At 48.8% G+C, this 14,892-nt stretch carries 15 protein-coding genes; 6 read left to right on the top strand and 9 right to left on the bottom strand.

The window, feature by feature from the left end:
• Window positions 1-8: 8 nt before the first annotated feature.
• Genes wecB through PSE6802_RS0107875 form a run of 3 tightly spaced genes read right to left on the bottom strand, consistent with a single transcriptional unit; the run spans window position 9 to window position 2,710 of the window.
• The gene (gene wecB, locus PSE6802_RS0107885; RefSeq protein ID WP_019499515.1) at window positions 9-1,118 is read right to left on the bottom strand and encodes a non-hydrolyzing UDP-N-acetylglucosamine 2-epimerase; all 1,110 of its coding nucleotides are present in this window, start codon (window positions 1,116-1,118) and stop codon (window positions 9-11) included.
• Complete coding sequence (locus PSE6802_RS0107880) at window positions 1,115-1,717, bottom strand: hypothetical protein (RefSeq protein ID WP_019499514.1); 603 nt, start codon at window positions 1,715-1,717, stop codon at window positions 1,115-1,117. Before PSE6802_RS0107880 ends, wecB begins: the two co-directional genes overlap by 4 nt.
• Before the next feature lie 21 nt (window positions 1,718-1,738).
• Window positions 1,739-2,710 carry an acetyl-CoA carboxylase carboxyltransferase subunit alpha gene (locus tag PSE6802_RS0107875; protein ID WP_019499513.1) on the bottom strand — a complete coding sequence of 324 codons (972 nt, stop codon included), beginning with the start codon at window positions 2,708-2,710 and terminating at the stop codon, window positions 1,739-1,741.
• Window positions 2,711-2,804: 94 nt separating this feature from the next.
• Here PSE6802_RS0107875 and PSE6802_RS0107870 point away from each other — a divergent pair, with 94 nt between their 5' ends.
• Window positions 2,805-3,005, top strand: a complete 201-nt coding sequence (locus PSE6802_RS0107870) for a heavy-metal-associated domain-containing protein (protein WP_019499512.1) — start codon at window positions 2,805-2,807, stop codon at window positions 3,003-3,005.
• A 7-nt stretch (window positions 3,006-3,012) separates the two neighbouring features.
• Here the strand turns inward: PSE6802_RS0107870 and PSE6802_RS0107865 are convergent, their stop codons facing one another.
• Entirely contained in the window at window positions 3,013-4,989 is a 1,977-nt protein-coding gene (locus PSE6802_RS0107865; RefSeq protein ID WP_019499511.1) for an ATP-binding protein, read from the bottom strand.
• 244 nt (window positions 4,990-5,233) lie between these two features.
• The gene (locus PSE6802_RS0107860) at window positions 5,234-6,517 is read right to left on the bottom strand and encodes an efflux RND transporter periplasmic adaptor subunit (RefSeq protein WP_019499510.1); all 1,284 of its coding nucleotides are present in this window, start codon (window positions 6,515-6,517) and stop codon (window positions 5,234-5,236) included.
• Between the two features lie 339 nt (window positions 6,518-6,856).
• Between PSE6802_RS0107860 and PSE6802_RS0107855 the strand changes: the two genes are divergently transcribed.
• The gene (locus PSE6802_RS0107855; RefSeq protein ID WP_019499509.1) at window positions 6,857-7,903 is read left to right on the top strand and encodes a 3-deoxy-7-phosphoheptulonate synthase; all 1,047 of its coding nucleotides are present in this window, start codon (window positions 6,857-6,859) and stop codon (window positions 7,901-7,903) included.
• A gap of 2 nt (window positions 7,904-7,905) precedes the next feature.
• Here the strand turns inward: PSE6802_RS0107855 and PSE6802_RS0107850 are convergent, their stop codons facing one another.
• Window positions 7,906-8,946: a Fic family protein gene (locus PSE6802_RS0107850; protein ID WP_019499508.1), complete on the bottom strand. Its 1,041-nt coding sequence runs from the start codon at window positions 8,944-8,946 to the stop codon at window positions 7,906-7,908.
• Between the two features lie 12 nt (window positions 8,947-8,958).
• Here PSE6802_RS0107850 and PSE6802_RS33260 point away from each other — a divergent pair, with 12 nt between their 5' ends.
• The 4 genes from PSE6802_RS33260 to PSE6802_RS0107840 all read left to right on the top strand — a co-directional run bounded on the left by PSE6802_RS33260 (window position 8,959) and on the right by PSE6802_RS0107840 (window position 10,864).
• Entirely contained in the window at window positions 8,959-9,096 is a 138-nt protein-coding gene (locus PSE6802_RS33260) for a hypothetical protein (protein WP_156815461.1), read from the top strand.
• 135 nt (window positions 9,097-9,231) lie between these two features.
• Entirely contained in the window at window positions 9,232-9,423 is a 192-nt protein-coding gene (locus PSE6802_RS31790; protein WP_071592272.1) for a DUF6888 family protein, read from the top strand.
• A complete protein-coding gene (locus tag PSE6802_RS0107845) occupies window positions 9,410-9,604 on the top strand; it encodes a DUF6887 family protein (RefSeq protein WP_026103149.1) in 195 nt (64 codons plus the stop codon). The genes PSE6802_RS31790 and PSE6802_RS0107845 overlap by 14 nt, the downstream gene beginning before the upstream one ends.
• Before the next feature lie 72 nt (window positions 9,605-9,676).
• On the top strand, window positions 9,677-10,864 hold the full coding sequence (locus PSE6802_RS0107840) for a glycosyltransferase (RefSeq protein ID WP_019499506.1): 1,188 nt from the start codon (window positions 9,677-9,679) through the stop codon (window positions 10,862-10,864).
• A gap of 120 nt (window positions 10,865-10,984) precedes the next feature.
• Here the strand turns inward: PSE6802_RS0107840 and PSE6802_RS0107835 are convergent, their stop codons facing one another.
• The 3 genes from PSE6802_RS0107835 to PSE6802_RS0107825 form a co-directional block, all read right to left on the bottom strand.
• A complete protein-coding gene (locus tag PSE6802_RS0107835) occupies window positions 10,985-11,491 on the bottom strand; it encodes a Tic20 family protein (RefSeq protein ID WP_019499505.1) in 507 nt (168 codons plus the stop codon).
• A 166-nt stretch (window positions 11,492-11,657) separates the two neighbouring features.
• Window positions 11,658-13,091, bottom strand: coding sequence for a circularly permuted type 2 ATP-grasp protein (locus tag PSE6802_RS0107830; protein WP_019499504.1), 1,434 nt, complete (start codon window positions 13,089-13,091; stop codon window positions 11,658-11,660).
• A 17-nt stretch (window positions 13,092-13,108) separates the two neighbouring features.
• Window positions 13,109-14,815, bottom strand: coding sequence for a mechanosensitive ion channel family protein (locus PSE6802_RS0107825; RefSeq protein ID WP_019499503.1), 1,707 nt, complete (start codon window positions 14,813-14,815; stop codon window positions 13,109-13,111).
• Window positions 14,816-14,892 lie beyond the last annotated feature (77 nt).

Below are 14,892 nucleotides of genomic sequence, written 5' to 3'. Positions count from 1 at the left end.
GAAGCAAGCTAAAAATATGACTTGACGATTTCTAGAATGCGCTCGGAGGATTTGCCATCGCCAAACGGATTGGCAATTTGTGCCATGCGGTTGTATTCAGCTTCATCCTGCAAGAGAGTACTGGCTGCTGCCACTATATCTGCGGTTTCGGTACCGATTAACTTAGCCGTGCCAGCGGCGATCGCTTCGGGGCGTTCGGTGGTTTTGCGCAATACGAGGACGGGCTTGCCCAGGCTGGGAGCCTCTTCCTGCAAGCCGCCGGAATCGGTCATCACGAGGTAGCAACGTTGCATCGCCCCTACAAGTTGACCGTAGGAGAGAGGTTCGGTGAGGAAAATGCGGGGATGGCTGCCCAAAATTGCCTGCAACGGCTCGCGCACCACGGGGTTGAGGTGCAACGGTAATAATACGGCTACATGGGGGAAGCGATCGAGGATCTGCAACCACGCTTTCGCAATGTCTTCTAAGGGCTGTCCCCAATTTTCGCGTCGATGTACCGTGGATAAGATAACGCGATGAGCCGACCAATCCAGACCAGGAATGTCGCAGGCGGGTGACTGGGCGGATACGTGCAGGAGGGCATCGATTACCGTATTACCAGTGTTGTGGATGCCAGCGGTAATGCCAGAGCGCTTGAGATTCTCGACAGCGGCGATCGTAGGTGCAAAGTGAAGCTGGGCAATTTGGGAAATGAGACGGCGGTTGGCTTCTTCGGGATAAGGATTAAATAAATCGTCAGTGCGCAAGCCTGCCTCTACGTGCCCGATGGGGATGCGCTGATAAAAAGCCGCTAACGCCGCAGCAAATGCAGTAGTAGTATCGCCCTGTACTAAAATCATGTCTGGGTGGAGATCCTGGAACAATTGCTCTAAGCCGCTCAAGCTGCCACAGGTAATCTGAGTTAACGACTGCTTGGGCTGCATGATTGCTAGGTCATAATCTGCTTTGAGTGCGAATAAATCCATCACCTGTTGCACCATCTCGCGGTGTTGACCCGTGAGGATGAGGGTGGTTTTAAACGCAGGACTTTGCCGCAAGCTCAAGACAACTGGAGCTAGCTTCACGGCTTCAGGCCGAGTTCCTAAAATGACACAAATATGAATTAAGCCGGGTTTCACGCTATTATTCCACGCATAAGGGCAGAGTTCGGGCTATTTTTGGCGGGTTTGTTATTATTGATGGCAAAATGAATGCCCAAAAATAGACCAGCCATAATTAGAGTTGCGATCGCGTATTGTACTAGCTGGTTCCCAAAGTTATCTGTCGGTGCGGGCAAATCGCGATCGCATTTAGCCAACCTACTATTCTCAGGTGCAGGCTCGATACTGCGTTCATCATCGGTTTTTGCTGTAGTTTCAGGGTTAGCCAGATTAAACTCAGCATTCCAAGCATACTCAGAGCAATCGAATTTCCGATCTGGCAAAGCTAGATCCTGAACTACATTGGATAGTTGCCAGGATAGGTTCACGCGGTCGATCGCTTGCACGTTCAATCGCAGCAGCAATCTTTGCACGAGTGCCACCAATCCCTGCCGATCTGGCATGGAAAAATCTAACTCTGGTAGTCTTTGACTGGAGGAGATCGACAGGTTCAACCTGCGATCGCATTTCTCCAGCGTAGCAGTCATGGCGTAGGGTAAGAGGAGGCGATTAATTAAGGCAGCCAGCACGATCGCATTGCCCTGTCGTAATAGTTCGGCGATGCCAGGCTCTGACATAATCGGGTTTCCTAGGGTTACCTACAAATCTGCTTCGAGAAATACACCCATCTTGCGGAACTTTTGATAGCGGCGTTCCTGGCGATCTCTAACACTCATCTTACTAATCTGCTCCAGGTTTTTGATAAGTGCTGCTTTGAGGGTGGCTGCTGCTTCCAGTGGCAATCGGTGCGCGCCACCTCTTGGTTCGGCCAAGACCTGATCGATAATACCTAATTGCTTGAGGTCGTCGGCAGTAATCTTGAGTGCCTCTGCCGCTTTAGGAGCTTTTGCCGCATCGCGCCACAGAATAGCAGCGCAGGCTTCAGGTGTGGCTACAGTATACACAGAATGCTCGAACATCATCAGATGATCGCCCACGCCAATACCCAAAGCACCGCCAGATCCACCTTCACCGATCACAGTGCAGATAATTGGTACTTGCAGGCCGAAACAGTTGCGGAGATTAGCGGCGATCGCTTCGCCTTGTCCCAGTTCCTCCGCCGATACGCCGGGGTATGCACCTGGAGTGTCGATCAGGGTAATAATTGGTAGGCCAAAGCGATCGGCATGTTCCATCAGGCGCAGTGCCTTGCGATATCCTCCTGGTGAAGCCATGCCAAAATTGCGAGCAACGTTGTCTTTGGTGTCGCGCCCTTTTTGGTGCCCCAAAACTACGACCGAGTAGCCATCTAGCTTGGCGATACCTCCCACCATAGCTGGATCGTCGTTACCACGGCGATCGCCGTGTAACTCCAACCATTCGTCGGTGATAGTCTGAATGTAGTCGAGCGTGCTGGGGCGGCGCGGATGGCGTGCGATCTGCATTTTTTGCATGGGAGACAGACTGCTAAAGATCTCCTGTCTCAGTTGATCGGCACGTTGCTCGAGCTGATAGATCTGTTGATCGACATCAACACCATTATCTTTAGCTAGAGAGCGAATTTGATCGATGCGACTTTCTAGCTCTACCAAAGGTTTCTCAAAATCAAGTAGTATTTGACGATCGGGCATTTGCGAACATTTTGTAAAATTACTATTGCGTAACCTTAATTATTGTAAGCTTCAACCACCTGCAAAAAACTAAACCACAAGGGCACAAACTAAAATGTCAACAATCGAGCTAAAAATTCCCTCTATGGCTTGTTCCGCCTGTGCGGATACCATTACCAAGGCAGTAAAGGCGCTGGATGCCTCTGCTACAATCCAGGCCGATCTGACCACTAAGTTAGTCAGTATTACTACAACGCAAGCCGAATCTGAGGTTAAGGGTGCGATCGCCGCCGCCGGCTACGCTGTGGATGGGTGAAGTCACGTTAATCCCCATAGGCATCATCCGATTCATCTGGTATGTAGAGAGGGGCAACCTTAACCTTGGCTCCATTACTGCGAGTGGGAATAGTACGCAGATTGGTTTTACAGAAGCTGAGAATATCTTCCGGTCGCTGCTGTTCGATTTTGTTCACTACCTGCAAAACAATGTCGTCGTCATAGCCCGCGATCGCATCTTTAATCTTGGCTGGTGATAGATGGCGTTGCAACTGCCGCAAGCGATAGACCATTGCTTCTTGGAACTCCATATCCACTTGCGGTGGATAGAGCTGTCGCCCATCTTGACCGCGCATGACCGACGGACGCGGGAACTTCACGAATACAGGTTGAGTAAAGTGGGGATGCCTCACCATCAACTCGCCCTTAGGTAAAGTCGACAGCTTGGTCTTAACCGCCGCAGAGAGGTTACTGTAGCCCGGCGTAGCAAGTTCGTCCATATCCATACGACCGTACAAACCCGTGCCGCAGTTACCAACAACCCGCTTGTGTACCTGCGATCTAAACTGCTGTGCCGAAAATAGGACTTCGCCTAGATATCTGCCCCGCTCGGAAATATCCAGCAAAGTGCGCTTCAGGTAAGTGTCGCCGCTATCGGAAGCGGCATATTTATTTAACTCATCGACGAAGATAATTGCACGTTCTACGCCCAGATCGTTTTGTTCGAGGGATTCGCGAATTTTACTGACAATGCGCGTAAATACTAAATCCTGGGCGGTAGGATCGAGGTTTGCCACATCCACGACGTAGATGTGATTTTTGCGAAACTCGCCCCACGGCAGATCGCTTACGGCATCGCCATTGCCAACCAGACCGCGACAGCGATTAGTGATGTTAAGCAAGCGATTTCGCACCTTATACAATGTCGCGATGTGGTGGCTGTGCCACTCTTTTTTATTGTCGCTTTCCATTTCCTCAATTACTTGTCGAAACCACTCTTCGAGGCGCTGGAAATTAGTAACTTTGACACCCAGAGTGTAGGCAGGATCGGGTTTGCGAATCACCTTCTCTTCGATCAATGCCAAAACGGCATCAGCCTTAGCATCAACATCATCGCGATTGAGTAAAACCTCTGTATATTCAAAAATCTCGGTCAACCCCCATTGCAGTGGCGAGACGTTATGCAATAGATCGGGATGGGTACGGAGTGTATTCAGGTTGTAACCGTCAGGCTTATAGGGAGCGTAGTACTGCACGCGATCGAATGGTGTAGCAGGAATCTCCAACTTATCGTAGATCGCTATCTCTTCAGGGCTTAACTGACCAGACTCGGCTGGCTCCAGATCTAAATAAAGGAGGTCAGGGCCTTTGACATTGAAAAATACCGCTGCCACGCTGCGATCGCTGCGATCGGGATAATAATGCGTAAATATGCTTTTTAATAGAAATTCCACTAAGGATGTCTTCGTGGCTAGGCCGGATACGCCAGTAATATTCAGATGTGCCGCTTCTGGCCCCAACAGGAAATCGGCATCGAGATAAACGGGGGAATTGGCACCTCCCTTGACGTATACGCCTACAGGAATTCCCCTGCCTTTATGCACGTACTCATCCATGCGCATGGACATCAGCACGTCCTCGTCTTCCGCCAGGTACACGGGGCCGATGGGAACGGGTTGCATGGGTTCTTCCGGCTCCATGCGCAGGACGGCTACCTTAAAAGCTCGAATCTCCGGCCTTTGCGTGGGTGCGATATCTGCCAATTCTGGGCTGCGATCGGCACCGATGTAATCGTAGAGCGCCGAGACTAAATCCGTGTAACCGTGCGCTTCTACCACGATGCCATAGATATCCCACTGCGTGGCATTGGCATTGCCAAAATTGCGTTTGGACGGCTGCGGTACTGTAACCTTCACGATCGTGCCGATTCCCACTGGGGAATTTAGTTCCGTCCAGAAATTAAAAGTATCGGGCGTACTGGGGATATTTTCCGTGGCAAAAACGCGACCAATGATTGTAGCCATTTGAATTCTGCCTCGCTTTGTCTATCGTTAATCCGAGCGATAATCCTAGGAATTACGCATTGAATGCTAAAACTCAAGATCCCCCCTAGCCCCCCTTTTTAAGGGGGAGAAGCCAAAAGCACCCTTTTTCCAGGCTTTGCCTTCCCGTAAGGGTTGGGGGTTAGGGGATCTGCTTTGCGTAAGTCCCGAATCTCAGAAATTTTAGCTTATCTTTTCCCAAACAGATACAAGCATGACAGACCGATCAGTTATTTCCGGGTTTCTTGTTTTCAGAGAGGGTGAGGAAAACGCGATCGCCGGAGTTAACGCCTTTGAGAATTTGAGTGCGATCGTTAATCGTGATACCCAACGTGACGGGGTGGAATTTGGGTTTGTTGTTCCCATCCGGCAAAAGCAGTCCTGTTTGATTATTCTCAGTCACGATCGCCACAGTTGGCACCACTAGAGTATTTTTTAGCACCTCACCCACAAACTTCAGATCGGTATTCATACCCGACTGCAACTTATCCTTTCCGGTTTCTAAGGTGATGCGTACCTGGAATGAGGTGACATTTTGCTCGACGATCGCCTCTGGTGCGATCAGCCGCACGCGCCCTTTGAATACTTTGTCAGGGTAAGCATCGGCCACAATCTCCACCAATTGCCCTACTCGAATCTGACTGATATCTACTTCGGGCACCTTGGCTAAGATTTCCAGGCCATTGGCGACAGCCACAATTGATGTGGAGGTAGCGGAGCTAGTGGTTGAAGCTGAAGTTGTGGGTGTAACAAACGAACCGACATTCGTAAACTTTTGCGTGACTTTGCCATCAAATGGCGCGCGCACGATCGTATCTTCTTGCTGCACTTCCACAATTCGCAAGCTGGCGATCGCTTGCTGAACCTGAGCCTCGGCCTGGGCAATTTCTTCTGCTCGACTGCCATTTCTAAGCTGATCGAGTTGGCGCTGCTGCTCTAGCAGATTGGCGGCAGTTGCGGTTTCGTCTGCTAATAGCTCGTCCAGGCGATCGCGGGTAATTGCCCCTTGATCGGCGAGCGATCTATACCTCGATACTTTCTCTTTAGCCAGTGCTGAGCGCGATCTGGCCGATTCCACTCTAGCCTCCGCAGCAGCAATATCCTCAGGGCGGCTGCCGTTGCGCAATCGGGCTAGATTTGCCTGGGCGCTCGCAAGACTAGCCCTGGCCTGCATAATTTGTGGCTGGATGTTGCTGTCGTCCATCCGTGCCAGCATCTGTCCCTTAGTAACCGTATCCCCCTGCTCCACATAGAGTTCCTGCAAGCGACCGGATACCTTCGGGCTGACATTCACAGTCTGCACCGGAACGACCGAACCACTGGCTTTGATCGTGACATTTAAAGTTTCCACTGTCACGGGTACGGTCAAGTTACTGATATTTGGTTTTTCATTATTGCGGACGAGCGACTGATAGGCGATCGCGCTAGTCCCCGCAATGCCAGCAAGGAGTAACCCCCACAACCAGGGGTTAGTCTTGCGACCGATATTACCAATGCGGGGAATCTCCATAACAATTTAGATTAGATCTTTAAAAATCCGTGAAAACCTGCGGGGCCGATCGCAGCTTGACTTGAATTGGCTAATAGTTGCAATCGACAAAGCCTTACCTGTATTACTTTGAGACGCAACCCAGGAGGTTCTTGTCAAAAAGAATTAACATAAGTTTACAGTGTCCGCATTTTGCTATCATCACCCCTTAGCGTGAGCCTTGTGCGCTAACTAAAGTAGAATTTATTAGGTGATAAGCCATTGAGTATTTTAAAAATATTTCTAAAATTTCAGTCCATTTATCCAATTTAATAACTAAAAAGAGCCTTGTCAGTCTTAACATCTCCAGCCCAGAAAAGCATGTATAAAACCAACGACCTGCATGTTGTTGAAACTAGAGCGCTTACTAGTCCGGCGAAGCTCAAAAACGAGTTGCCGATTACTGAAGCCGCATCCACTGTAGTTGCGGAAACCAGAGAGCGCATCTGTAATATCTTGAGCGGTCGAGATCGACGACTGCTAGTAATCGTGGGGCCATGCTCGATCCATGATGTTAAGGCTGCTTATGAGTATGGCGAAAAGCTAGCTTTTTTGCGCGAGCAGTTAAAGGACAAGTTGGAAATCGTGATGCGGGTGTATTTCGAGAAACCCCGCACGACGATCGGTTGGAAAGGTCTGATTAACGATCCTTATCTCGATGGGAGCTATAATATCAACCTCGGGCTCAAGCTCGCACGCAAGCTCCTACTGGACTTAGCGCATTTAGGACTGCCCAGCGCGACGGAGTTGCTCGACCCAATTATTCCGCAGTTTATTGCCGATCTGATTGCCTGGACAGCGATCGGAGCGCGAACAACTGAAAGCCAAACTCACCGCGAAATGGCATCCGGGCTGTCCATGCCGGTCGGGTTTAAAAATGGTACGGACGGAGGCTTAACGATCGCCATCAATGCCATGCTGGCAGCGAATCAGGTACATCACTTTCTCGGTATTAACGCCGAAGGTCTCGCCAGTATTGTCACTACTACGGGCAATCCCAGTACCCATCTGGTTTTACGTGGAGGCAAGCATGGCCCTAACTACGATGATGTCCATCTTGAAAAAGCAGCTCAGGCACTGAAGAAGCACAGCCTCAGCCCTCGTCTGATGGTCGATTGCAGCCATGACAACAGCCACAAAGACTATACCAAGCAACCTGAAGTACTACAAGCTATTGCCCAGGAGCTATCAGCGGGTTCTCCATATCTGATGGGAGTGATGATTGAGAGTCATTTGGTCGCTGGCAAGCAATCTATCCCTAAAGATCTCTCTAAACTGGTTTACGGTCAAAGCATTACAGACGGCTGCGTTGACTTTGCTACTACCGTGGATATGCTGCATACCCTTGCTGATGCTGTATCCTTATAGCCCTAACTCAGTCCGTACCATGTAGATCTGCCCTTGCCATAGCGCACCAGTAGCCGATCCTCCGTGAGTTGCTTAAGTCTCGCTTTAATTGTACTTCGGCTCTCACCAGTTGCCTTCTCGATACCTTGAGTCGTGACGCGACCGTGTTCTTTTGCAAGTTCGAGGATGCGTACCGAAAGAGTCGGTAGGGTTGAAGCCATGATTCTTTCACTTTCGAGTTTGGTTTGCAACCGCACTTTCTGGCGTTGGAGCGCGCGCAGAAAGAAGAGCAGCCAGGGTTCCCAGTCAGGTTCATCCTGGTTAAGCGTTCCTTGGGTTTTACGAAGCGCGAGGTAATATCTATCTTTATTCTCTTCGATGATACTTTCCAGCGAGGAATATGGAACGTAGGCATATCCTGCTTTCAGGAGCAGGAGTACGGTTAAAATTCGAGAGAGCCGCCCATTTCCGTCCTGAAAAGGATGAATTGCCAAGAACGCAACCACAAATACACCAATTGCGAGCAGTAGATGGATCTCCCGCGAGACAAACTGTTCGGCTGTCCAGGTCACAATTTCAGACATTTGTTGTGGGGTGTCGAATGGCGAAGCAGTTTCAAACACAACGCCAAGGCTTTTCCCATCTACATCAAAGGCTTGAACGTTATTTGGGAATTTCTTATACTCACCTCGATGCCTCTCATCTTTTGAACTATACTTGAGCAGTATCGTGTGAATTTGTTTAATATAATTTTCTGTGAAGGGAATGGACTCCCAACTTGAGAAGACTAAGTCCATAACTTCAGCATACCCAGCTACTTCTTGCTCGTCGCGGGAAATAAGACTCTGTTGTCCAAGATTTGCGATTAGATCTTTGACCTCGCGATCGGAAAGCCGCGCTCCTTCAATGCGGGTTGAGGAACCAATGCTTTCAATCGTGGCGATTTTCCGCAATGCTGCCAATCGATCGGGAGCCAGGGTATTAAGTGCCTTCCAAGTACCCTTAAATTCGTCAAGCTCGGAAATGAGTAACAATATTTCCTGGGTAATTGCAATGTTACGCATTGGGGCAATTTTATGTCCAATTACTTAGCCAATTATAGCCGATTGCATCCAATTATGTCCGATAGTTACTTTAGCGCGATCGCCAACCTCCATAGTACGAAATCCGGTCGATCGCTTACCATAAAAATGACTGAGATCGTTAACAAGTAGGCAATATATCAATAATTAATTAGTCGGATTTCACATAACACGATCGTGCTCTAGTGGTAGGCATTCCAAGGCGGCGATCGCTATTTTAGGTACAATTTAAGAGGCACTATAACAATTCGGGAAATGTTTTGGTAAATGCCAACTCACGAACAAGCGATCGCCTCTGTCTATGTCTGTCAATCTCTTTCAGATATGCTACAGCCTATTCACTTGTTTAGATATGATGCGTCGTATAAATCTTTAACATTAGCTGGTGTCGATGAAGGGATAGAAACTGTCATTTTTGAAGATGGAAATTGGGAGTTTTACGCAGATGACCAAACCTAACTTTACCCAAATGAATCGTAAAGAATTAAAAGCTTATATTAGACAAAATCCCACTGATGATGAGGCAATTAGAGAATTGTTTATCAATTGCCGCAGTCCAAATGCTAAAGCCTACCCTTCTCCTGACACCATGACTAAAGAGGAGCTAGCAGAGGTTTTTCGTCCTAAAGACACTAATTAGCTGCCGATACGATCGCCCGTTCTTACCGATGTTACGATCGTCAACTAGATCTGAATTATTTGAGTCGTTAACATGAGTTTAAGAATTTCTGACATTGAGGGGTCAAGCGATCGGCAAACCTACCTATCTTTGGTCGTGCCCACATACAACGAAAGACCAAATATTCAGACTCTGGTAGAACGCATCAGCAAGCTTCTCGATCCCGTACTGGAAGGGTTCTATGAGTTGATCGTTGTGGATGATGACAGCCCCGATCGCACCTGGGAATTGGCGCAGGCTTTGTGTAACGACTATCCCCAGTTAACAGTAATCAGACGGCAGCAAGAGCGCGGACTATCTACGGCTGTAATTCGAGGTTGGCAAGCTGCCGCAGGGCAAATCCTCGGTGTAATTGACAGCGATTTACAGCATCCGCCCGAAATATTACTGCAAATGTTGACTGCCCTCAAAGGGGGAGCGGATTTAGTGGTTGCGAGTCGTCATATCGAGGGCGGCGGCGTGAGCGATTGGGGATTTATCAGGCGCTTCTTATCGCGAGGGGCGCAACTTTTGGGTCTGATTATCTTACCGAATGCGATCGGGCGCGTCTCGGATCCCATGAGCGGCTATTTTATGGTGCGTCGAGATGCAGTTATCGGACGAGACCTCGACCCAATTGGATATAAAATCCTGATTGAAGTGCTGGGGCGCTGTCAGATCGATCGGATCGCAGAAATTGGTTATGTATTTCAGGAACGGCAGGAGGGGGCGAGCAAAGTTACCTGGAAGCAATATGTCGAGTACATCCAGCATTTAATCCGACTTCGCTCTCGCGGGCGGCTCGAAAAGCTAAAACAACGCTTCGAGGTTCCCATTAAACGGTTTGTGCGATTTGGCCTGGTGGGTTTAAGCGGCGTATTTGTTGATATGGCAATATTCTATTTACTGCACGACCCAGCAGCGCTAGGATTGCCGTTAACCCGCAGTAAAGTAGTTGCCGCCGAAGTTGCGATCGTCAATAATTTTCTGTGGAACGATCTCTGGACATTTAGAGACATCTCTAGCCAGCAAAGAGGTTGGTCGAAGCGGATCAAGCGATTTATTAAATTTAATCTAGTTTGCCTTCTGGGATTGTTCCTGAATGTCTTAATTGTGAATGTTTTGGTTAATTACTTTAATCTTCATTACCTGATTGCCAACCTGATCGCGATCGCGATCGTCACCGTTTGGAATTTCTGGATTAACTTAAAGTTGAGTTGGAGAGTGACTCAGACGAAGTGATTTGGGATTAGCGGGCAATACCGCAGGGGTTTAGCATTTGTCGTGAATTCTTGCGTTTGATGCGGAGATTGGCAGACAAATGCTAAACCCTTACCGGGTGGGATTGTCGATCGTGTGAATCTATTCGCATTGCATGAGTGCGGCTTCAGAGATGGTGGGAATTTCGGAGTATTTGCCGGCAATATTCTGTGCGATCGCGTAGACACAAACCCCAACTATCCCCAGAAAAACGGTATTGAAGAGAGTTGCAAATATCAAGCTCATTGCAGACGAATAACCCGCAATTTCCGCAGATAGGCGCAAAATTAGCTGCATTAAAAATATGACGATTTCTAGCAGAATCGCTTGCATGGCGTTAAAGCGCACGAAATGATTGATGCGAGTATTTCGAATCACCAATACATACAGGCCAACTAAGATCAAAAACTCGCCGTTCAAGCCTAGCAAAGGGACGACTGGCAGCATTAAAACATTGCCATATAACCAGATAAACGGAAAGAATAGATATTCCAGGGGCAAAAACTGTTGGAGTAAGGAAGCCCCAAAATAGACAACCGCCGACATGGGCAGGAGGTAGGGCAAGCTAGCATACAGGCGATCGCGGGATTCAATATTACTTACGGTCATACCAATTATTTTTATTAACTAGCGATTAGCAGTCAGCTTTCGGCGGTCAGCAGTCAGCTTTTTTAGTGGAGGATAGGGTGGGCATTGCCCACCTTACTACTTGCGTAAACCCTGTTATTGCCACAATAGTACGGATCGACTCAATTACACAATACGCCTCATGCATCTATGCAGTCAGCACCCAGGTATCTTTACTGCCACCGCCTTGGGAAGAGTTGACGACCAACGAACCGCGTTTGAGGGCGACGCGAGTTAGACCGCCTGGGTTAACGTAAATATCCTTGCCATAGAGGATATAGGGGCGCAGATCGACATGGCAGCCTTCAATCTGGTCGTCGATTAGTGTCGGTACGCGGGATAGGCTTAATGTTGGTTGGGCAATGTAGTTGCGGGGCGTGGCGAGAATGCGCTGAGAGAACTCCGCACGCTCCTGTGCTGATGCTTGCGTGCCGATTAACATGCCATAGCCGCCAGATTCATTCGCAGATTTTACAACTAGCTTATCCAAATTTGCCAGCACGTATTCCAGTTGTTTCTCCTCCCAACAGAGATAGGTCGGTACGTTTTGCAGGATGGGATCTTCACTTAAGTAATAGCGAATCATCTCCGGCACGAAAGCATAGATCACTTTATCATCCGCAACACCAGTCCCAAGGGCGTTGGCGATCGCCACTCTACCCGATTGATAAACTTCCATCAGCCCAGGTATACCCAGGAGGGAATCGGAACGGAATGCCAGTGGATCGATAAAGATGTCGTCGATGCGACGATAGACCACATCCACCCGTTGCAACCCTTTGGTGGTGCGCATGTAGAGATATCCATCGCTGACGACTAAATCTCGACCTTCCACCAGTTCTACACCCATTTGCTGGGCAAGGAAAGAGTGCTCGAAGTAGGCGGAATTGTAAATGCCTGGCGTGAGTACGACTACAGTAAGATTGGGTAACCCAGGAGGTGCTAAGTGCAGCAGAGCGTCAAGTAGATAGCTGGGATAGTCTTCCACTGGCTCAATGCTCATCATATTGAATACCTGTGGGAAGGTGCTTTTCATCACGCGCCGATTCTCCAGGACATAGGAAACGCCAGAAGGACAGCGCAGGTTATCCTCAAGTACGTACCACTCACCGGAGCGATCGCGCACCAGATCCGTACCAGTAATATGACACCAGATGCCTTGGGGCGGCTTCAACCCAATGCATGGCTTCAGAAAGCCTGTTGCCGATAAAATTAACTCTAGAGGGATAATACCATCCTTGACTATTTTCTGTTCGTCATAGATATCCGCCAGGAAGAGATTGAGGGCGTGGATTCTCTGTTTCAGTCCCTTCTCTAACCATTCCCATTCTTTTGCTGTAATGATTCTGGGAATAATATCGAAGGGCAAAACTCTCTCTGTCCCCTCTTCGTCGCCATAGACGCTGAACGTTACGCCTAGCTTAAACATAGTCTGACGTGCGGCTAGATACCTGCGGTTGAGTTCGCCAGGGGAGAGGGAATTAATGCGATCTACCAACGGTATTGCCTCGGGACGAGGGTTGCCTGAAGCTAAGAATAGCTCGTCATAAAAGTTACCAGGGTTATAGCTAGTTAATTGCACTGTATTTAATCTCTCCTTTAACCGGTTGTAGGTAGGGCAATGCCAGCGCGATCGAAGGTCATTTTAACGCGACGGCGAAATTCCCTCGCAACTGGCCCTTGGAGCGAAGGTTGAGTTTTCATCCACACGCGCACGGTCAAACCATTGCTAGCAAAGTCATCTACGCCCAGTACCTCTGGAGTTTCCAAAATCTTTTCCCGCCATTTGTTGTCTTCGACCATATTGGCTGCTACTTCTCGAATCAGGGCGATCGCCCGATCCAGGTCAGCATTATAGGCAACTGGAATGCTGAGGTTAGCTCTCGACCAACGGCTAGAGAGGTTGGCAACGATTTTGACTTCGCTGTTTGGGATAGTAATCAGGCGACCATCCGCATCTCTTAGTTGTGTAATGCGCAGGTTTATATTTTCCACTAAGCCACTGTAACCCGATACCGCAATTGAGTCTCCGATCGCATACTGGTCTTCTAACAGGATAAAGAAGCCATTAATCGTATCCTTAATTACGCTTTGGGAAGCAAAGGAAATAGCGACACCAACTAAGCCAGCCCCAGCCAGAAGTGGGCCAATATCGACACCGAGAATGGCTAAGCCAGTAAAAATGCCGATGCCTAAACCCGCTACGGTAGTAATGCTTTTGGTCACACCAGAAATTGTAGACAAACGCAACTGCAACCTTTGTGAATCTTCGGCGGTACTCAGAAGCGTGGTCTGAGCGAGCGTAGATGTAAACCGATCGACTAGGGCATAGCTGAGGCGTACAGCTAGATAGGTGCCGAAGATTGCTAAACCTAATTTGACCGGAATTTCTAGCGTGATCGCTAGCAATACCAGCCATCCCCTCGTATAAGGGGATAGGTACAGCATTACTAATGTGCCACACGTCCAAATACCAACTTGTAAACCTTGTAACAGACGAATTTGAATTTCCTTGAGCGTATTTTTCTGTCTTACTTTTATTTGTGTGGCAATCTCCCGACCTATACCTTCATCTTCGGGCAGATCGTTAGCAGCAATATTAGCAGCATCGCTAGTGGCACCATCAATCGCACCACCAACAGCGATTGGCTGCACGGATGCCTGGACGTGTCTTCGCCAGCGACGCACGCCCCAACTGAGCAATATAACTGCCACAACCGTACCCGCAGCTAAACCTCCCTGCACTAGCAAAGCCTGAGGTTGCCGCTCTTGTTTGGCATTCATCAAGGCTCGGCGGACTGTCTGACTAATATTCCTAGCTAAAATATCGACGGTAACACCATGTACTTTTGTGTCGTATTCCGTCACGCTCATCAAGTAGATTTCACTAGCATTTGAGGGCTTGACATATAAAGCAGTCAGTCCGCTCGATTGCTTGACCTGTACCTCTATGGTCTCTGGTGCCGTCTCCTGTCTGAGATAGCTAGCTAATACAGAATTCAAATTATCTTGAATATTATCGATCCGAACGGCAAGCGTATCCTTGGGAGCTGAGACTTGAAATAGGGGACGACCGTCTAGCCACACCCAACCTGAGGCGATCTGCGCGTTGGGGTCGCTATTTTTAGGACTGGCGGCAAATTTGAAAACGTCCCAGTTAAAGGTGGGGGGAATCTGGGCTGAACTTGGCATGGAGACACAGGTAGATAGGGCGATCGCGCCCCCTACCAGCCAGAACTTATAGCATTTGCGGTGCTTGGTGCGTCGCTTAGATGAATTGCCCCAATTGTCAGATTTGTACTGCATAGCCACCCTACATAGATCCTCTGAAAGCACGTTAAGATTCATGAACCATCGTTGTAAGCGAAAGTTCCTAGATTAGG

The sequence above is a fragment of the Pseudanabaena sp. PCC 6802 genome, assembly GCF_000332175.1.
In the GTDB taxonomy this organism is placed as follows: domain Bacteria; phylum Cyanobacteriota; class Cyanobacteriia; order Pseudanabaenales; family Pseudanabaenaceae; genus PCC-6802.
This window is presented reverse-complemented; position numbering and strand designations above follow the sequence as displayed.